The sequence below is a fragment of the Nostoc favosum CHAB5714 genome, assembly GCF_020829495.1.
In the GTDB taxonomy this organism is placed as follows: Bacteria; Cyanobacteriota; Cyanobacteriia; order Cyanobacteriales; family Nostocaceae; genus Nostoc; species Nostoc favosum.
Genome location: NZ_JAIVFQ010000010.1, coordinates 24,443 through 43,955 on the forward strand (window position 1 = coordinate 24,443; position 19,513 = coordinate 43,955).

A 19,513-nucleotide genomic window follows, 5' to 3' on the forward strand; every position below is an offset into this window, starting at 1 on the left:
TCCTCATGAAGTACAAAACTACGAGTTTTGAGGCAGGAGCTATAAACTCTTTATATTATGATGCGTAAGTCCTGCATTTTGCACCTTACTTACTTGCAAACTGCTGTAAGTTGATGTGTATTTGATTCACATATTGACTAAAACTGCATTCGGGAGAGGAAAAAGGGAAAGCTTTACCTTTTAAGGTTTACAAACTGAGTGCTGAGTAAAGTAAAAAGTACTCAGGATTTTTGCATTTGTATATGCTTCAACCTTTGTAAATGTTCTTTTAACTCACCACTCTTCATAGCTCTTAAGATGCAGCACTTTGCAATCCACATTTACAGTGGATTTCAAGTCGGTGAAGTACACCAACTAGAGCTAATCTTGGAGGAACCTTCAGGATTGCTGAATTGAACAAGAGGCAAGGGGGCAGGGGAGAAAGATTCTGGAATTCTTCTGTCAAGGGCTTGTAAGACCTGTTCGCAGGTTGTGCTTGGTGAAGCGTCAACCCCATTCGGCGACTCGTGGGTCGTAGCGAGGAATCACCGCTCCTTCAGGACGGTGAGGATGTCAATCTCCGAACTTCTAATTCTAAGAAAGCCAAAGATTGAGAAATCCAGAGTGGAGCAAATCTCCGCTCTGGATTTTCCTTTAACTTAGAGTTCTCTTTGAATTCTGCTGTATGTATATGTCAACAACAGTAGATTACCAATGATTAGAAGCTAACTTTACCTCAATTTCATGAAGTAGCTGTATTTGGAAATTTTTCCAGTCATTTCATTTGGATATTTACCAGTATAAATCAGTACAAAACGCCAAAAAATTCTCTGCAAGGTTCTGTTTAATAAAATCTAGGTGAGGTACTTAGATATCAAAATATTTTTTTAATAATTTTCTGAGTTTTTCATCGTGTAATGTATCAATATAATTAAGCAAAATATCAGAATATATCTTTTTCTTTGTATTTTTTTTATAAAGCATGAGAATGAGTTTATTTGTTCTCTAAATGAAGATTATTTAAAGTGTATAAACAATGGCTATAATGAACACATAATGGAAAAAATGAAATATACAATTGCTTTTATGAGTATACTTACTAAATAATAAATGTTTGCAAAATCAAAAGTTTATTGACAGTAATTTTTTAGCTGTGAAAAATTTACTGCCGAATTTATGGTACAAAAATGTGCAAAAAATGAATTGTCTAACCTCCCGATACATAAATACTATGAATCGAAAAACAAACCACTGACTTTAAGACAAACTATATCGCTAGAGAGAAGATAAAACACATGTCAGATTGCATCGTGTTTTTACGGTGAGTTAGTGTACAAGAATGAAACAAAAATAAAATATTGTTATCGACGACAGTCAAGTAACATCATCTCTGTTTGGTGAGCATTTATCTGTGTAAAATTACAGATGATGCTGTTAAAATTTACCAAAAAACTCAGCTATTTACACCCAGGAAACTGAGCCTTATAGCCTTTTTGGTGGTTACTCTATTGCCGCAAAGAAGCAATCAGCTTGATCGAGGATAACCAAAATTCATAAACGTTCAAGTAGCTCTTAACTTCGTGGTTACAGTAATGGGTGCAGATGGCTGTTTGTTTTAGAGCGATCGCTTATTTGCCTACTTTTAAGTGATTATTCACGACCTCTATAGACGATTGGAACCCGCCTGTCAGAAGGCATTTCAGCATGATAATGATTTTGAAGCTTTATTTTCTGGTGTTATCTGAGATGTTCTCTCCAAGTGGGTTTGGCGAACTTGGTTAAGAGAGAAGGTCAAATGCTTTCGATGGAGAATAACTTTGCAAATCTTGATTGATTCAACAGTAGGTGTCTCAATTTCATTTATAAAATTTCATTCTCAGGCTTTACTCATGCTGTTAGTAGCGCTATTATCTTCAAAAGCAACTATGTGTTCTTTATACTGTCACAAGAGTAACAAATAAAGTGTAGTTTTTTATTTTTTTTAGAAAATGATGAATACTTTGACAAAACGAACATATTTAATATTAATGGTATTACTTGTTTCCTGAGACAAATTCTGATAACCTTATCGTTTTCCTCTTTACTTAGAACCTTACGACGATCAAAATATACAGCAGATAGCATGATAATGACAAATAAAAAATGGGCTGTTAAACGTATAACTGTCAATCTCGCAACACAGGAAGCGGAAAAGCTAGAAAAATATTGTCAGCAAACAGGTAGACCCGCAACCGATGTGATTCGGGAACTGATTAGAAGTTTGCCTGTCTCCGATGACGACAAAGATGTAAACAAGTAAGAAGTTGCTTTTACGACTTACCAGATAACTGCTTTGTTACCAAAAAATAGCTATGATACTTTTTTGAGTCCGCCGCTATGGACAAGAGTTTGTCTAGCTGATACAGACGCGTTTTTCTCGCGTCTGATCAATTACCGGGACTAAAACGAGTGATCAAAAAGGTTTTAGTATCGACATTGCGATGGTTGAATATGCTGGTGGAGTTGATATTAGGTAGCAAATTCCGACACCAACCCAGTTACAATCTGTAAAGAAACTGAAAAGGAACGACGGAATGCGTGTTGCAATCGTAGGTGCGGGACTGGCTGGGCTAGCAACCGCAGTAGATTTAGCTGATGCTGGTTGTGAAGTAGAGATTTTTGAGTCTCGTCCGTTTGTGGGTGGTAAAGTTGGCAGTTGGGTTGATGGAGATGGCAACCATGTAGAAATGGGTTTGCATGTATTTTTCGGCTGCTACTACCAACTATTTGACTTGATGAAGAAAGTGGGGGTGTTAGAAAACTTACGTCTCAAGGAACATACCCACACTTTTATTAATAAAGGAGGCCGCACTGGTGGTTTAGATTTTCGCTTCTTTACAGGTGCGCCTTTCAATGGCTTAAAGGCATTTTTCACGACCTCTCAACTATCGTTGCAGGATAAACTGCAAAATGCGATCGCTTTGGGTACTAGTCCCATAGTTCGCGGGTTGGTAGACTTTAACGGGGCGATGAAAACCATCCGCAACTTAGATAAAGTTAGCTTTGCCGACTGGTTCCGCAGTCACGGTGGGAGTAATGGCAGCATCAAACGCTTATGGAATCCCATTGCCTACGCACTGGGATTTATTGATTGCGAAAATATGTCTGCCCGTTGTATGTTAACGATATTCCAGTTATTTGCAGTCCGAACTGAAGCCTCAGTTTTGCGAATGCTGGAAGGTTCTCCATCTGAGTATTTGCACAAGCCCATTCTGGAATATTTGGAAGTCAGAGGCACAAAAGTTTACACGCGTCGGCAAGTTCGGGAAATTCAATTTACTGAGTTAGACGAACAAACCCGCGTCACTGGTATAGTAGTTGCCCAAGGTGATACATTAGAAACTATCATCGCTGATGCTTACGTTTTTGCCTGTGATGTTCCAGGAATTCAACGCATCCTACCCCACGAGTGGCGTAAGTGGTCAGAATTTGACAATATTTACAAACTAGATGCAGTGCCAGTGGCAACTGTGCAGTTACGCTTCGATGGTTGGGTAACGGAACTGAACGATGGAGAGCAACGTAAACAGCTTTTGCACGCGGCTGGAATCGATAACTTACTTTACACAGCCGATGCTGACTTTTCTTGTTTTGCCGATTTGGCGTTGACTAGCCCTGCTGATTATTATCGCCCAGGACAGGGTTCATTGTTACAGTTAGTGCTGACACCGGGAGATCCATTTATTGCACAAAGTAATGAAGCGATCGCACAGCATGTCCTCAAGCAAGTGCATGAACTGTTTCCCTCGTCGCGGGAGTTAAATATGACTTGGTACAGCGTAGTAAAACTTGCTCAGTCTCTCTACCGAGAAGCGCCAGGGATGGATGCGTACCGTCCCAACCAAAAGACACCAGTAGATAATTTCTTCCTTGCAGGGAGTTATACTCAGCAAGATTACATCGACAGCATGGAAGGTGCTACTATTTCTGGACGGCGGGCGGCAAAAGTGATTTTGGAGAGTTTGAAGAGATAACTAACCGCGTACTCCTGCAAAGAAGCAAGCTACGCAAAGCATCTCAAAGAGAAGGAAGAAGAGAGAATGTCAGATTGGTTAGAACATACTGTGCAGGTAGAAGTAGAGGCTCCCATAGATTTAGTATGGAGCCTCTGGTCTGATTTGGAGCAAATGCCCCGGTGGATGAAGTGGATTGATTCGGTGAAAATTCCGCCAGATAATCCAGATATATCTCTTTGGAAACTGAAAACGGGCAGTTTAGAATTTACTTGGAAATCCCGAATTCTCAAAGTCATTCCCAACCAAATTATCCAATGGGAATCGATTGATGGTTTGCCGAATCAGGGAGCGATTCGCTTTTACGATCGCCACAATAGTAGTATTGTCAAAATGACCATTTCCTACGCTATCCCCGGCATTATTGGCAAAATTATGGATAACTTGTTTTTGGGGCGGGTGGTTGAATCGACGATTCAAGCTGATTTGGAAAGGTTTAAAGAATATGCACTGAATGTTAAAGCTAATTAATTGATATATATAGCAAAAACGGGCACTACGAAACAATGTGTAAAAGTTTCTTGCTGCCTGAACATTTGTTCGGGTAAATGGAGTAGCATTAACCGTTAAAATGTCTGTATTAAAGTAAATTGCGTTAGCACACACTACTTACTGTTGGTTTTGGAAGTGGATCACCTACAGCTTCGTAAGCAATAATTAGAGACTCTAAAGCTTCAATTCCATTTGCCACCGCCAACTCGTAAGTATCCCCATGAGTCCGCCAGCGTTGTCCTGGAAAATCAGGGAATCCTACTAAGAAGCAATCATCTTCATCAGACCACTGAATAAACATTTGGTATTTAAGTTTACTCATCTTTTTCTTTCCCTTCTACTTCCTCAATTGCCTGTTTCACTTCCTTCTCTTGGTAGCGTTTAGCATCTGCTCCGTCTTTGCCTGAAATCGTGATTTTTCCACTATAGAGGGGATGCACCCAGTTAGTATGGCTTCCTTTTCCTGGGACTTCTGTAAAACCTACTTGGGAAAGCATTTGCTTCAGTTCCCGGATTTTCTTAGGCATTAATTTTATTAAAAAATGCGATCGCCACAGCAAGAAACAATCGATCAGCCCCAACTCTTGGAGATAAATTCGCGTTCGGGGAAGTCAAAAGTCAAAGTTTCTTGCTGTCTATCCAAAAAATTTAATCATTGATTAGATTTTTGTTTATGCATTGACTTGTTTGTACTCAGGTAATATCCGAGGAGAAATAGTTGCTTGAATTTCTTCACCCATTTTTTCTTCAGCTAGTCTAAGCTCATAATTTTTTTGTAAATTCATCCACAACTGGGCACCAGTACCAAACCATTGCCCTAACCGTAATGCCGTGTCAGCAGTAATTGCCCGTTCACCATTAATTATTTCAGTAATACGATTTGTTGGTACATGAAGAATACGTGCTAACTCACTTGCGCTCATCTGCAATTCATGAAGCTCATCAGCAAGAATTTTTCCAGGATGGATAGGTGGCCGTGCCATGTTATTCTCCTTTAAGGATGATAGTCTGTAATTTCAATGTTGAAAGGTTGAGATTCTTCATCTGGCCAATTGAAACAAATCCGCCATTGCTTATTTATCCGAATGCTATATTGACCTTTTCGATCACCCTCTAAAGACTCAAAATGGTTGCTCGGTAGTTTCATCAGAGATTCTTTGTTAGTAGCGGCTTCTAATATATCAAGTCGTTTATATGCTTGATCTGTAAAAGCGTGAAACTCTTTGACCCTCTCACCTAGAGCAAACCGCTCCGTCCTTTTATCTTTAAACTTTGGATATTTGTCTGACGGAGACATAAATTAGTAATGGTAGATATTATGCGTTACGTAACTCATAATGGAATCTATCATACAATAGCACAATTAATATCCGTATAGCATACTAACAGGGGCGACATTACCAAGTTGGGTCGCTAAACAAATTAATCGTCAATTCCTCGCGTGGTGGTACTGCGGTGATACAAGCACGGATGATCTCTCCATCCTCTAATTCGACGGTGCAAGCGTGACAAGACCCCATCAGACAACCGGTGGGAATAAATACCCCAGCCCGGTCTGCTACATCTAATAGGGCTTCTCCCACTTCGGCATCTACTGTGACATCATCTGGTAAAAAGCGGACACGAACAATCATTGGTCATTGGTCATTGGTCATTGGTCATTGGTCATTAGTCATTAGCGACTAATGACACTGTAATCGAAAAAATGTGCGATTTTTATGCACTTTAGTTTAAGACAAAAACGGAGTTAAGTCTAAATGGCTTTCTACTTCAGTGGCTAGGGAGTCCAAAATCTGCTCTCGCTGTTCCCGGTAGTTAGCAACACCTGTGGGCAAAGATTTTAAACCGCGTTGTTGACGGAGGCGATTTAACCAAGCGCGTCGCCAAGGGCCGTTGTCAAAAAGCCCGTGAAGGTAACTTCCCCAGACTGATTGACAACTATCCACTAACCCTAAATTAATATCGTCAAATAGGGCATGGTACGATTGAGGGTCTATACCTTGCTGTTCGATGCGCGATCGCCCTTGGTGAATTTCAAAGCCATTTACTGGCAAGCCCTGTTGCGGATAATTCGAGCTAACTTGGCGCTGGCGGGCAATTTTTTGTCCGGTAATTACAGTTCTGATTGGTAAAAGATTTAACCCCTGATACCTGCCTGCTTGTCCCTCTATCCCTTCTGGATCAGCGATGATTTGACCGAGCATTTGGTACCCACCGCAGATACCTAAAACTGTTCCCCCAGAAGCAGCATAGTGTTGGATAGCTTCTGCCATACCGCTTTTTTGCAGCAGTAGCAAATCAGCAATTGTGGTCTTTGTACCTGGGATAATTACGGCATCAGGATGTCCTAAATCTTGCTTTGGGCTGAGATATTTCACTGAAACAGTGCTTTCTGATTCGAGTGGGTCAAAGTCGGTGAAATTAGCAATTCTGGGTAAGCGGATGACGGCAATGTTGAGGTCAGCTTGGGCTTTATGGGATTCACGTTCTAGCAAATCAAGGGAGTCTTCTGCTGGAAAAACTTGTTGTAAGTAAGGTATAACACCAATGACCGGGATACCTGTACGTTCTTCTAACCATTTTATCCCTGGATCTAGGAGCGATCGCTGTCCTCGAAACTTGTTAATTACTACACCCTTAATTAAGGCGCGTTCTTCTGGTTCTAATAACTCTAAAGTTCCCACTACATGGGCAAAAGCACCACCCCGATCAATATCAACCACTAACATCGTTGGCGCATTCAAATATTTTGCCACCCGCATATTAGTTAAATCGCGGTGCCTGAGGTTAATCTCTGCTGGACTACCGGCACCTTCACAAACCACCATGTCAAATTCTGTTCCTAAATGCTGTAGCGATTCTTCAATTGTCCGCCACCCCAGGTCAAAATATTGCTCGTAGTAATCTGAGGCACTAACTTTACCAACAGACCTACCTTTGATAATTACTTGGGAAGTCATATCCCCTTGAGGTTTGAGTAAAATTGGGTTCATTTCTACCCAAGGTACGACTCCCGCCGCCCAAGCTTGCACTGCTTGGGCATAGCCAATCTCTCCACCATTGGCAGTGACATAAGCATTTAAAGCCATATTTTGACCTTTAAAGGGAGCCACTCGCCAGCCACGCCGCGACAGAATGCGACAAATAGCTGTAGTTAAAAGTGATTTCCCTGCATGGGATGTTGTCCCCACCACCATAATTGATTTCATAGTTGTTAGTCGTTAGTTTTTCAGGATACAGGGTGAATTTTTAGGAGTTAACAATAGCCGAGCAGGGGGAGATGAGGTAGATGAGGCAGATGAGGCAGATGAGGCAGATGAGGGAGATGAGGGAGATGAGGGAGCAGGGGGAGAAAAACTAATACATCATGCCCAATGCCCAATGCCCAATGCCCAATGCCCAATGCCCCATGCCCACCATAAGCATCACAAATTTTAATTATTAGATGATTATGGTAAAGACTTCATGAATAGATGTGACGTTTCCGTATATATTGTTCCCTTTAATTCCCTAATCCTAACTTTTTAGTTTTTTATTCTAAAAAGGTATCCGCAACCAACGAATTACAGCATCGGATAAACGATCGCGCCATGAAGGTGTCCGCCAATTTTTTCCCTGATATTGTTCCACTAACTGGCGACCCAAGGGAGTGAGGCGAAAACTATCTGTAATCCCCTGACCATCGACTTCTCGGCGTAATACACCCACTTGGATCAGCCAGCCCAAGGCGTTGTCACAGGCTAATTCTGATAAAGGGCGTTTAGTATAGCCCTGCTTAAGGCCATTTTCCAGTGCGATCGCAGTTAATGACACACTCTGGTGTCCCATGACTTCAAATAAAGATAAATTGAAGGGTGAACACACTAGCGATCGCTCGGCTCTGTCTACTGTGCTTTGAGGATAGACAAAAATATTTGCGTTTTGGGAATCAACAGCAGGCATTGTGTATGGGTAGTAATTTTTCTTCTGATAAAAATTAATGTAAGAATATATTTTTTCTTTTACCAACTACCTCATTTAAGCAAAAATTGGTTACCCAAAGTATAGTTATGCTATTTTTTAGTAATTATATTTAATGATTATAAATTAATGTAAAATTTCAAGTGCATCAACAATCTGAAACAGGAAAGGTTAATTATGCCTCTAGCAGTTGGTACGGATGCACCTGCATTTACCGCTAAAGATACAAAGGGCAACACAGTCTCGCTATCTGATTTAAGGGGGAAGACGGTCGTTTTGTATTTTTACCCCAAAGATGACACGCCAGGTTGCACCAAACAAGCCTGTAGTTTTCGGGATGCCCAGGCTCAATATCAAGGTAAAGATATTGTAATCTTGGGAGTCAGTGCAGATGATGAAGTCTCTCATCAAGCATTCACCCAAAAATATGATTTGAATTTTCCCCTACTGGCTGACACCGACAAATCCCTAATCAAAGCTTTCGATGTGGATGGCGGCGGTTATGCCAAGCGTGTCACCTACGTAATTGACCCCAGTGGCAAAATTACTCATGTTGACACTAGTGTAAATACCACCACCCATGCTAGCGATGTTTTAGCTGCACTTGGGCTGTAGTTTTTTACCTGATAACTAAGGATTTTTTAAACAGTCTCAGCCCCGAGCCTCTAGAGGCTTGGGGTTCTTTAGACCTCTTGCATAAATCAAAAATAAAGAACCCCACCCCGCATTTGCTCACGCAAACGCTCCCCTCCCCGCTTGCGGGGAGGGGTTGGGGGTGGGGTGTTAGGGACTTTTGCAAGAGGTCTTTTGTTTGAATTCAGTTACCTGATTGTGGTGTAACCGATGGCGGCGTAGCTGATGGTAGTGTAAACGATGGCAAACTGGGGGTTGCTTGCTGTTGTTCACCTCGAATTAGTTTTTGTTGCCTTGCTTTAAAAGCTGCTGCGGCTGAGTCTAGTTGTTCGTTTTGTTGGTCAGAATTCCAGTTAAGAGTCCCGAAATTCGCCCGATGAATCAGGTCAAACATGTTGAAATTATCTGAGTTCGTGCGGGAGAAAGGATCGGTATTTTGGTCTGTTGTACTATTGCTGGGAAAAGCATCGGCTGGGCTAACTTGTTGAGCCGAACTGGGTTGAGCCATGAGCAAGGAAGCAAAGCTAATTCCTGCCACGGTAGCCACAATGAGTCTAGGAATTTGTAAAAGTGATTTTTTCATGGGATTTTGACCCTAAAATTGCTCTATTTTATCTCTTTAAGCAAGAGTCCGCCGCAGTTGGGGTTGAATACTCAGTAAGGCGACAACGGCAAAGCCAAACAATACCAGCAACGCTCCCCCGAAGGTAACATCACCCCAAGGAGCTTGCATTACTACGCTACCTAGTCCCCAACTACTGTGGAGATACAGATAGCGAATGGGTTCGATCGCATAGCTGAGAGGATTTAGGGTAGCCACAACCTGCAACCACTGAGGCATGAAGGATAGAGGAGCCAAAGCAGTACTAGCAAACAATAATGGTAGGTTAGTGACGAAAATCACTGCAATCAATTCAATGTGTCCGGGTAGAGCGAAAGCTAAACCAAGGGAGATGGCTGTTACACCCAAAGCTAAGAGGAAGACAATTAAAGCGATCGCACATAAGCCCGTTACATCCGGTAGTCCAGCCCCAATAAACGCTGCTGCTGCAACAATCACGGCTGCTTGCAGCAAACTTTGGCTGATGATAAAGATTGCTGAAGCAAAGACAATAGAAAACCGTGATGCTAACGGTGCTACCAGCAAACGATTCAAAAAGCCGAACTCGCGGTCAAACATTACGGGCAAACCAGCATTCAGCGCCCCAGCAAAGGCTGTAAACACAATTACTCCAGCAGCCAAAAATTGTCCGTAATTTGTCGTACTGCCGAACAATCCCTTGGGTGCATTTTGAAATAAAGCACCAAATAGCACCAACCACATCACTGGCTGAATAATTCCGGCAACCAATGTGGAGGGACGGCGTTGCAATTGAATAAACAAGCGACGAGTTAAAGCCAACGTCTCTTGTACCAATTCACCGAAAAAGTTAGGTGCAGCATTAGCATCTGCTTGTGGCGATGTTAACGGCTGCCAATTGATATCAGATTTAGGAGTAACGCTCATAATTAATTGGGGAGTGGGGAGTGGGGAGTGGGGAATTGGGGATTGGGGATTGAAGATTGGGAATTGGGGATTGGTTATTTCTCCCTCATCTCCCTTATCTCCCTCATCTTCCCCATTCCCTATCTATCTCATATTCTGCTTTTTCTCAGCCTTGGGATCGCGAGTGGCAACGGCTGCCAGTTCTGCATCCATCAGTGTGCGTCCTGTAGCGGCGAGGTAAACATCATCGAGGCTGGGGCGAGATTGGGCTATGCCAAATATGGGCAAGCCAGCAGTATTCAACGCTTGCTGTATGTTAATCAGAACATCATTCTGAGGTGTCACCACTAAGTTGAGGGAATTACCTTGAGCGCTGTTGATGATCACTTCTTGCACAAACGGCAAAGGTTGCAAGAGGTTTTTGGCAATTTCTGCTTCCTCAATCGGGGAAAACTCGCGGATTCGCAAAGTGATGCGATCGCCACCTACTTGATCTTTCAATTGTGAAGGTGTCCCAGCAGCAATTACAACGCCGCGATCTATAATTGCCACGCGATCGGCTAAAGCGTCAACCTCTTCTAAGTAATGGCTGGTAATTACTACCGTCGTCCCAGAGGCGCGTAATTTTCGCAGGAAATCCCAAACGACAAAGCGGGTTTCTATGTCAAGCCCTACTGTTGGCTCATCTAAAACTAAAACATCCGGTGAATGTAGTAACCCAGCAGCCAAGTCTAGGCGCTTGCGTAAACCGCCGGAATAGGTTCCTGTCTTTTTATTGGCGTATTCTTGCAAACCGAGTAAATCTAATACAGTCTCGATGCGCTGTTTGGCTACTGCGCCTGGGAGGTGATAAAGTGCAGCTTGCAGTTGCAGCAGTTCTCTTCCAGTCAGCACCTTATCTATAGCGACTTCCTGAGCTACGTAGCCTAATCGTTGTCTTGCCACTCTCGGATTATCTAACACAGAGATGCCAGATACTTCGATTTTGCCAGCATCCGGTGTGGTAAGTGTACATAAAGCACGCAAGGTAGTAGTTTTCCCAGCACCGTTAGGGCCAAGTAAACCAAAAATTTCTCCTGGTTCTACCTGAAAGGAAACATCTTGGACGGCAACCACTGTACCGTAACGTTTTTGCAAATTTTGAATGAAAACGGCGGGAGCCATGACAGCTTATCCCCAACTATACAAATCTCAATAAAGTCTATCTTTATTGTAGAAGGTGAAGACTAGGAAATAGCGCATGAGCGAAAATCGTAAACGAGTTCGCTTCATGCGCCATGCTGCCAAAAATTTCTGCTCATTTTAAGCAAGTTGTTTGATTGCGTTTGTAGCGAAATACACCAAATACTAGAGCTTTGTGACTTGAAAAGCAGCTTTTGAACTCGTAAACTAACTTTTGTGACTTGAAAAGCAGCTTTTGCGACTTGAAAAGCAGCTTTTGCGACTTGAAAAGCAGCTTTTGCGACTTGAAAAGCAGCTTTTGCGACTTGAAAAGCAGCTTTTGCGACTTGAAAAGCAGCTTTTGCGACTTGAAAAGCAGCTTTTGCGACTAGTTTTGTATTAACGGTAGGATGTGGGGCTTCTTTTTGATTTAGCTAAATTAGCACGCTATTTAACAACTTTCAAAGTTTCGAGGCTAGTGTCATTGCAACTACTGATAAATCCTCCCATCGCCTGGATTTGTTGCAAGTAGTCAAGAACGGGTTTGGTGATGAGTTCCCCTGGCATTAATACGGGAATTCCCGGAGGATAGGGACAGACGATTTCGGCACAAATGCGATCGCAAGTCTTTGCTAAAGGTAATATTTCACTAATAGCAAAAAAAGCTTCACGGGGAGACAAATACAAATTAGTACCGAATGTTCTGACAAAATCCTGCCAAATATAGTTTTTAACAGTAGCGTTGGTTGGGCGATATTCTTTGGCGAGAATGGTAAAACTTTGGACTAATTGTTCAATATCGGCTGCGGTATTGCCTAAACTAATGATAAAGGTGAGATGTTGCTGGGAGGGAAATTCAGCAGTAACGGCAAATTTTTCATCCAAAATTTCATCTGCTGCAAATCCAGTTAAACCTAAATTAGAAACAGTCACAGTTAGTCGGGTTTTGTCTAAAGCCACAAAACCAGGATATCGCCCCAACCGAGGCATTTCTAAAACTGATAATCCAGGAATTTCACTGATTTTGGTTCTAGCTTCATCAGCAAGTTGCAAAGTGCGAGACATTAGCATTTTGCCGTGGAGTGCCATTTGCTGACGCGCTGCATCTAGAGAAGCTAAAAGTAAATAACTAGGACTGGTAGATTGTACGAGTTGCAAAGCTTTACTGATGCGATCGCAATCTATCCTGTTACCTTGGATGTGCAGCATCGATGCCTGTGTCATTGCACCAAGTACTTTGTGGATGGATTGTACAGTTAAATCAGCACCTGCGGCTAAAGCTGGAGTGGGTAATTCTGGATGAAAGGCAAAGTGTGCGCCGTGTGCCTCATCTACAAGTAAAGGGATATTATATTGATGTGTGATATTGGCGATCGCACTCAAATTTCCGCAAACGCCGTAATATGTTGGGTAAACTGTCAACACTGCTTTAGCATCTGGATGTTGTTGGAGTGCAGATTTTACAGCATTAGGCGTGATGCTATGGGCAATATCTAAAACTGGATCGTATTCAGGATTGAGAAAAATTGGTATTGCACCGGAGAGAATTAAACCAGCGATCGCAGATGAATGTACATTGCGAGGCAGAATGATTTTATCGCCTGTGCCACAGGTAGCGAGAATTGCTGCTTCAATCCCACAGGTAGAACCATTGACAAGGAACCATGTTTGTGAAGCGCCAAAAGCTGCTGCTGCTAGTTGTTGTGCTTGTTGAATAACGCCTTGGGGGGCAAAGAGATTATCTAAATCTGCTAATTCGGTTAAATCAGCGCGAAAGACAGCTTTACCAAGTAAATCAGCCAAGGGTTGAGAAATTCCCTCACCTTGTTTATGTCCTGGGGTGTAAAAAGGTGTATGGGGTTTTGCTGCATTAGCTTTTAAGGCATCTAATAAGGGTGTTTGGTTTTGATTGAGCATTAAAATAATTCGTAATTGAAGGTACAAAAAAGTTTCTAAAAATGAAACTACTGTTGACAGGTTTTGCTCAAACTCCCGTTTATCTTTACATTGGGAATTGTTTTAACCCTTGTAAAATAAAATACAGGTTGCTTTTTTTACATGACTCGAAAACCCTACGACCAGTTTTCTAAACAATTATTGGAGGAGTTACTGTCTCCTCTAGGCAAAGTAGAAGTCAACAAGGAAGTTACTGATGAAGCTAGATTTGTTGATGTTTTGTTTTCGCCTGCACTACCACCGCAAGAGCTTGCACAAAGTCTGGGATTACTAGGAAGGATTGCTCTGCTGAATACTGCTTTGTTAGAACCGTTTCGCAATCAACCTAGTAAGACGGAGGTACGTAACTGTGTTCTGAAGCTCTTTACGGTAATTGCAGACTCGCAGCGAAAAGCTAAAAGAGAAGACACGAATTTACCAGAAAATGATTTAGCTCGTTTGTGGATTTTAGCGCCATCGGCTTCTCCAGGATTGCTCAACGGTTTTGGCGCTAAACTAGACTTAGAAAACTGGCCTTCTGGAGTTTACTTTTCACCTGAATCTCTGAGAATGGTGATAGTAGCAATTAACGAGTTACCCGTCAGGGATGATACATTGTGGTTCAGGCTTTTGGGGCGAGGAACAGTGCAGATTCAAGCAGTCAAGGAACTCGTTGCGCTTTCACCAGAGAACCTTGTACGTCGTAATGTTCTAGAAATAGTTTACAGGTGGCGTATCAGTGTGATGACACAAACAGATTTAACTGAGGATGACCAGGAGTTGATCATGAATTTAACAGAAGCTTATCAGGAAGCAAGAGCGCAAGCAGTACAAGAGGGAGTGCAGCAAGGAGTACAGCAAGGACAACGCCAGGTTGTGCAAAACTTGTTGAGATTCCGGTTTGGTTCTGTGGATGAGGAATTGACGAGAGTGGTCAATAATTTGTTGCACTTATCACCAGAAGAATTTACTCCGCTATGTCTTCAATTATCCCGTGAAGAATTGCTAGCAAGATTTGATTCACATAGCAATCTTAATAATCAGTAAAACCAATTATTAAGCTCCACTGAAGCGCTTTAATGCCCATCTTTTAGATCGGGGAGTGTCAATCCTTATGCACAGCATGGGGTAATAATTACGAATTATTCACATGAGACCCTATCATCAAATCCCAATTTTAGAGTGTGGTGAACCGCTAATGGAGATTCCTTTAGAATTGTTTGCGGTAAAATTTCCCCATCCTTATGAAAAATTGGGTGCTACTTATGGCGATCGCTCCCCCTATTATCTCCGTCAAAGTGTTATTGAAAATTTGATCCAAGCGCAAAATTATCTTCAACTACTGCATCGCAACTGGCGTATCCAAATTTTTGATGCTTATCGCCCGATCGCAGTCCAGCAGTTTATGGTAGATTACAGCTTCGCCCAAGCAGTGCAGGATAGGGGATTAACTGACGTGGAATTATCCCCAAAGCAACGCCAAGAAATTTGGGAAGCGGTTTATGCAATTTGGGCTTTACCAAGTTTGGATGAAAAAACTCCCCCTCCTCACAGTACAGGCGCGGCGGTGGATGTGACGCTGGTGGATGATATAGGGGAAATAGTGAATATGGGTTCGCCCATTGATGAAATGTCAGAGCGATCGCACCCAGATTATTATGCCAATAGCGATCGCCCAGAAGCCCAAAAGTATCATGCTCATCGTCAGCTATTGCAAGATGTAATGTTAAAAGCCGATTTTCAACGCAATCCTAGAGAGTGGTGGCATTTTTCTATTGGAGATCAAATGTGGGCTTGGCTGAATAATCAATCCAATCCAGCCAATCCTGTCACAGCACGTTATGGGCGTCTTGCATAGATGCGTTATATCATGTCCGCTTGATTGCTTATTAAACCCGAAGAACCCCACCCCGCCAAAGCGTAGCTTTGTCTCCCCTCCCCGCAAGCGGGGAGGGGCTGGGGGTGGGGTGTAATGGCTATGGTTAGCATAACTATTTATGCGGACATGATATTATGCATCTTGAGGATTTAACTCTTTTAACTCGTCGGTAGTGTAAGTACCAATAGGAGTCCAAATTAGATAGGGAAGGAGTAACAGCGCCGCCATTAGAGAAATTGGCAAAAGGCAGATTGCGAGGACAACGCCTGAAATCAAACCGATTAGCCCAAGGATTTCTCCAGCTTTGAGACTGCGAAACCTCAACATTATAGGTATGTAGGCGACGGTGATAATTTCCACCAAGAGGTACAAAGCCATTAGTAGCCAAGTAATTATGCCTCCAGGATTTTTTTCCCAGACAATATAAGCTGAAGCTGCACCGGAAATAAAAATCACAGTCCAGATGAGCGGAATCAACGGCTCAAAAACTAGCCAGCGCGGGCGACTTAAATTTGCAAACCATTTAACATCACGCGGCGTGATCAAGAAACTACCAAGGGCGACGAAGAAAGTTACAGCCCCAATTATTATCCAAGATGGAATCATAATGCACTCAAGTTTTGTGTATTTTGTCAAGTCATACACTGCAAGTTTGACAATTTAGGGCATAGTTTGAATCATTCGCTGGTGCGAATCTTAGGCATCTTGAGGATTGAGACTCATCATCTGCCAAGTGGTATAAGTACCAATGGGACTCCACAGCAAATAAGGAACTAGTAATAGTGCTGCCCAACCAGAAATACTTAAGATTGCAAGTATCAATAAAAGACTAATGATAAAACCTGTGCCACCAAGAATTGTACCGACTTTCAGGCTGCGAAGCCTAAACATTACAGGTGTATAGGCAATGGTTACAATTTCTAAAAGCAAGTATAAACCCATGATTAACCAGGTTGAGGTGGTTCCTGGATCTTTTTCCCAGACAATATAAGCTGACCAAGCACCGCAAATAAATATTACAGTCCAGATAATTGGAATCGCACCTTCAAAAGTTAGCCATCTTGGTCGTTGTAAGCGCTTGAACCATTGGCGATCGCTAGGTGTAATCAAGTTAGCTGCTAAAGCAACTAAGAAAGCGACACCCCCAATCACCATCCAAGATTTAATCATGGCCGTTATTCCTTTACAAGCGCTATCTATCGCTTAATATCACTCTTTATAATGCGATTCTGTCAATTTAGTGCTAATTACTCATCATCCCTGAGTTTGAAACCTTCACATCGTTTGGCAGGATTTTAAATTAGGACTTACGCACGAGTAACGGAAAACGTAGACGCTGCATCGGCAAGCCCTGCGGCTACCACAGAGAAGCCAGTGCGCCCTTGCGGTTAAGAGACTTGAAGCAACTGGCGCGGCGCAGAGAAGCCAGTGCGCCCTTGCGGTTAAGAGACTTGTACCCCTCCGGGGATCTTGCTACGCGCAGCGTCTCCCCGAATCCCATTCGTGAGAGGCTAGCGCCTGCCGTAGGATGCCCGAAGGGCTGTAGGGAGAAGCAACTGGCGCGTCACGGAGCAATGAGAGTTTGAGAGGGTTTTTGCGTAAGTCCTATAAATTATGGGCATTGGGAAAGAGGCAGAGGGGCAGGGAGCAGGGGGCAGGGGGCAGGGGGCAGAAGGCAGAAGTTCTTTAATTTTGAATTTTGAATTGATTTCTCCCCCTGCCTCCCCTGCTCCCTCATCCCCCACTCCCCACTCCCCACTCCCCAGTAAATTATGTCTGAGGATGGGGGTATGGGGTGAAGCTTAGAAATATTCTTGGTAATAAGGACATAAGGCAATTAGGTTTAATGGTAATTTATATGCAAACTAAATCAGAAGCGCGATCGCCAGTACCAGAAACTCGAGGAATTGGTAATACTATTCGGCTTACAGGCTGGATTGCTTTCTGGATACAATTGGGACTTGCAGTGGTTTCTGGTTTAGCTTTGTTATTTGCCTTGACTGGCCGTAGCTTTGCGGAACAACCGAATACTGGTCTTGGGGTAGGTATCTTTTGGGCTGCGTGCGGTGTTGTAGTGTTGTTGTTCTCTGTGTATTGGGATTTTCGTTACACTCGCATAGGCAAAAGTCTAGAAAATGCTAATCCGGCACTGCATCCCAGTAAGGCAGATACAACTAACATAATCCGATTGGGAATAATTGCAGGTTTGGTGGGAATATTATTAACTCTCTTGGGTGCTGGATCAACTGTGTTAGTGCTAGTAGCAAAATCTATATCCCAACCTCCAGGAGTGGCAATTACTGATCCCTACAGGATTATTCGGGCGCTGGATGTTTTTGTGGCTGTGGCAAACATCAACGGGATTGCTGCTCACTTTGGGGGTACTATCGCTTCGTTATGGTTGCTGGAGCGAGTGCATCAACACTAGTACCGCAAGGCGGAAGTCAAAAGTCACGCATTCAAAAGTCACCCATGCTTTAATTTTGCGCTTTCTGGCTGTAATGAAATGGTAGGTTTATTTCCGCCAAACTGTACTACTACCCCTAGCAAAATTTAAAAAGCTTATAATCACATTGACCTCTCCCCGCCATGAATGGACGGGGATTCTAAACTCTTGCTGCACGGAGGGCTGAAGCCACTCCGTTCCGCTTTTTAGTTTTGGTTTCCCAAATTTTAAATTTGGTAGCAAGGGTCAAAACTTGCCTACAGACCTTGACTAGGCATAAGCCTAACTGTGTCTCTACTTTGCGAAGAATATTTGCCGCGCCGTTCAAATCAGCGTTAACTAAAATTCCTTGGCTGGTGCGATATATACCACGTTTAACTCTTTTTCCGCTTGGCTCCCACCCTTCAGGTTTTGCACCGAAAGTAGGTAGAATATCACCATCTAGAAAACTAGTTTTACTGGTGTAGGATTCCTCTGTTTCAACAAACCTAATACCGTAGTACTCGCACAATTGCTTAATTCGTTCCTTGAGCTTTGCTGTTGGTATTTGAACAAAAGATTGAGTTGTTTTACCAAGTGTTACTTGTTGTCGTTGTCCAGGATTCCATCCAAAAACCACTGTCCCAATTTGATGTTCGATGCAGTGGTCAATAATTAACCGTGCTGCTTTGTTTACAGCGTCCCGCATCTGACGATTACGTTTCTCTGTTATGTGGGCTAGCTGTTCATCCCAATATCCTTGTGGTTTACCTTCTTTTAGAGTACTAACACGCTTGTTATACCACTGGTTAAGGCTTTTAACCTTGTGTCCATCAACTATAAAACTAGTTCCAGTATTGGAGACACAGCTTAACCAGTTGTTAATGCCAGGGTCGATTGCTAAAGCATATTGTAGATTAAGGTTTAAGACCTCTGGCGGTTCTTGCTCATAGACAAACTCAGCATAAAAGCACTGATTACGTGGCAGTATCCGCAATTCTTTAATATCGGCGAACTGCAAGTTAGATGGCATCGAAATCATGAAACTATCAAGCTTAAACCATCGCTTAACTGTGTTACCCAAAGGAATTTTAATCTGAGTCCCGATTAATTTTAATGCCTGCTTGGGATATGTCACCAAAGCATACCCATTGCCTTTGCGATAGCTAGGTAATCTCGGTTGAAAATGCAAATCACCTTTGTTGTACTTTTTATCTAATTCCTTGAATGATTTGAACGACTCAGCAACCGACCTTAAAATCTGTTGTGCGGCTTGAGAGTGCAAAACCTGATAATGTTTATTAAACTTGTATTCTTTTTCAAGGTCGTATTTGCCAATTAGCTTGCCAGTCTTGAAAAACAACTGACGGGCATAGTATATTCCACAGTTAGTTAATTTGTGAGACTCAGAACAAATAAACTCTAATATTGCTTTTAGATCGTTGTTTGGGACAATTAAGTTTTGTTGGCATCCGTACAAGAAAGCTTTTCTCCTCCGGTATATGCTACTT

General features: G+C 42.6%; 21 protein-coding genes. 7 read left to right on the forward strand and 14 right to left on the reverse strand.

Translation table 11 applies throughout. The features are described from left to right. Window positions 1-2,101: 2,101 nt before the first annotated feature. From LC586_RS09670 to LC586_RS09680, 3 genes are all read left to right on the forward strand, one after another. The gene (locus LC586_RS09670) at window positions 2,102-2,278 is read left to right on the forward strand and encodes a ribbon-helix-helix domain-containing protein (RefSeq protein ID WP_181985004.1); all 177 of its coding nucleotides are present in this window, start codon (window positions 2,102-2,104) and stop codon (window positions 2,276-2,278) included. A 274-nt stretch (window positions 2,279-2,552) separates the two neighbouring features. Continuing rightward, window positions 2,553-3,992: a 9,9'-di-cis-zeta-carotene desaturase gene (gene zds, locus LC586_RS09675; RefSeq protein WP_229484346.1), complete on the forward strand. Its 1,440-nt coding sequence runs from the start codon at window positions 2,553-2,555 to the stop codon at window positions 3,990-3,992. A 66-nt stretch (window positions 3,993-4,058) separates the two neighbouring features. Then, entirely contained in the window at window positions 4,059-4,502 is a 444-nt protein-coding gene (locus tag LC586_RS09680) for an SRPBCC family protein (RefSeq protein ID WP_229484347.1), read from the forward strand. A gap of 124 nt (window positions 4,503-4,626) precedes the next feature. Here the strand turns inward: LC586_RS09680 and LC586_RS09685 are convergent, their stop codons facing one another. From LC586_RS09685 to LC586_RS09715, 7 genes are all read right to left on the reverse strand, one after another. Continuing rightward, window positions 4,627-4,845 (reverse strand): type II toxin-antitoxin system HicB family antitoxin, encoded by a 219-nt coding sequence (locus LC586_RS09685; protein WP_229484348.1) that lies wholly within the window; start codon window positions 4,843-4,845, stop codon window positions 4,627-4,629. Next, window positions 4,838-5,050, reverse strand: coding sequence for a type II toxin-antitoxin system HicA family toxin (locus tag LC586_RS09690; protein WP_229484349.1), 213 nt, complete (start codon window positions 5,048-5,050; stop codon window positions 4,838-4,840). The genes LC586_RS09685 and LC586_RS09690 overlap by 8 nt, the downstream gene beginning before the upstream one ends. 144 nt (window positions 5,051-5,194) lie before the next feature. Then, window positions 5,195-5,506, reverse strand: a complete 312-nt coding sequence (locus LC586_RS09695; protein WP_229484350.1) for a HigA family addiction module antitoxin — start codon at window positions 5,504-5,506, stop codon at window positions 5,195-5,197. Window positions 5,507-5,517: 11 nt separating this feature from the next. Further along, on the reverse strand, window positions 5,518-5,820 hold the full coding sequence (locus LC586_RS09700) for a type II toxin-antitoxin system RelE/ParE family toxin (protein ID WP_229484351.1): 303 nt from the start codon (window positions 5,818-5,820) through the stop codon (window positions 5,518-5,520). Window positions 5,821-5,920: 100 nt separating this feature from the next. After that, window positions 5,921-6,157 carry a 2Fe-2S iron-sulfur cluster-binding protein gene (locus LC586_RS09705; RefSeq protein WP_069073076.1) on the reverse strand — a complete coding sequence of 79 codons (237 nt, stop codon included), beginning with the start codon at window positions 6,155-6,157 and terminating at the stop codon, window positions 5,921-5,923. A gap of 96 nt (window positions 6,158-6,253) precedes the next feature. Further along, entirely contained in the window at window positions 6,254-7,732 is a 1,479-nt protein-coding gene (gene cobQ, locus LC586_RS09710) for a cobyric acid synthase CobQ (RefSeq protein WP_229484352.1), read from the reverse strand. Window positions 7,733-8,060: 328 nt separating this feature from the next. Continuing rightward, window positions 8,061-8,465 carry an Npun_F0494 family protein gene (locus tag LC586_RS09715; RefSeq protein ID WP_229484353.1) on the reverse strand — a complete coding sequence of 135 codons (405 nt, stop codon included), beginning with the start codon at window positions 8,463-8,465 and terminating at the stop codon, window positions 8,061-8,063. A gap of 195 nt (window positions 8,466-8,660) precedes the next feature. Between LC586_RS09715 and LC586_RS09720 the strand changes: the two genes are divergently transcribed. Further along, complete coding sequence (locus LC586_RS09720) at window positions 8,661-9,098, forward strand: peroxiredoxin (protein ID WP_229484354.1); 438 nt, start codon at window positions 8,661-8,663, stop codon at window positions 9,096-9,098. Window positions 9,099-9,300: 202 nt separating this feature from the next. On the opposite strand, the gene LC586_RS09725 is transcribed toward LC586_RS09720, so the two are convergent. The 4 genes from LC586_RS09725 to LC586_RS09740 form a co-directional block, all read right to left on the reverse strand. Continuing rightward, window positions 9,301-9,699 carry a hypothetical protein gene (locus tag LC586_RS09725; protein WP_229484355.1) on the reverse strand — a complete coding sequence of 133 codons (399 nt, stop codon included), beginning with the start codon at window positions 9,697-9,699 and terminating at the stop codon, window positions 9,301-9,303. 36 nt (window positions 9,700-9,735) lie between these two features. After that, entirely contained in the window at window positions 9,736-10,623 is an 888-nt protein-coding gene (locus LC586_RS09730; protein WP_229484356.1) for an ABC transporter permease, read from the reverse strand. Window positions 10,624-10,746: 123 nt separating this feature from the next. Further along, a complete protein-coding gene (locus LC586_RS09735) occupies window positions 10,747-11,766 on the reverse strand; it encodes an ABC transporter ATP-binding protein (protein ID WP_229484357.1) in 1,020 nt (339 codons plus the stop codon). 444 nt (window positions 11,767-12,210) lie between these two features. Then, window positions 12,211-13,680, reverse strand: coding sequence for an aminotransferase class I/II-fold pyridoxal phosphate-dependent enzyme (locus LC586_RS09740; RefSeq protein ID WP_229484358.1), 1,470 nt, complete (start codon window positions 13,678-13,680; stop codon window positions 12,211-12,213). Window positions 13,681-13,821: 141 nt separating this feature from the next. Between LC586_RS09740 and LC586_RS09745 the strand changes: the two genes are divergently transcribed. Continuing rightward, window positions 13,822-14,745, forward strand: a complete 924-nt coding sequence (locus LC586_RS09745; protein WP_229484359.1) for a hypothetical protein — start codon at window positions 13,822-13,824, stop codon at window positions 14,743-14,745. Window positions 14,746-14,848: 103 nt separating this feature from the next. Further along, on the forward strand, window positions 14,849-15,556 hold the full coding sequence (locus tag LC586_RS09750; protein ID WP_229484360.1) for a M15 family metallopeptidase: 708 nt from the start codon (window positions 14,849-14,851) through the stop codon (window positions 15,554-15,556). 153 nt (window positions 15,557-15,709) lie between these two features. On the opposite strand, the gene LC586_RS09755 is transcribed toward LC586_RS09750, so the two are convergent. Then, a complete protein-coding gene (locus LC586_RS09755) occupies window positions 15,710-16,183 on the reverse strand; it encodes a TspO/MBR family protein (protein ID WP_229484361.1) in 474 nt (157 codons plus the stop codon). Window positions 16,184-16,273: 90 nt separating this feature from the next. After that, the gene (locus tag LC586_RS09760; protein WP_229484362.1) at window positions 16,274-16,747 is read right to left on the reverse strand and encodes a TspO/MBR family protein; all 474 of its coding nucleotides are present in this window, start codon (window positions 16,745-16,747) and stop codon (window positions 16,274-16,276) included. Window positions 16,748-17,435: 688 nt separating this feature from the next. Here LC586_RS09760 and LC586_RS09765 point away from each other — a divergent pair. After that, window positions 17,436-18,005, forward strand: a complete 570-nt coding sequence (locus LC586_RS09765) for a DUF3611 family protein (RefSeq protein ID WP_229484363.1) — start codon at window positions 17,436-17,438, stop codon at window positions 18,003-18,005. Window positions 18,006-18,183: 178 nt separating this feature from the next. Here LC586_RS09765 and LC586_RS09770 read toward each other — a convergent pair whose 3' ends face one another. Beyond that, window positions 18,184-19,482, reverse strand: coding sequence for an RNA-guided endonuclease InsQ/TnpB family protein (locus tag LC586_RS09770; protein WP_229484364.1), 1,299 nt, complete (start codon window positions 19,480-19,482; stop codon window positions 18,184-18,186). Window positions 19,483-19,513 lie beyond the last annotated feature (31 nt).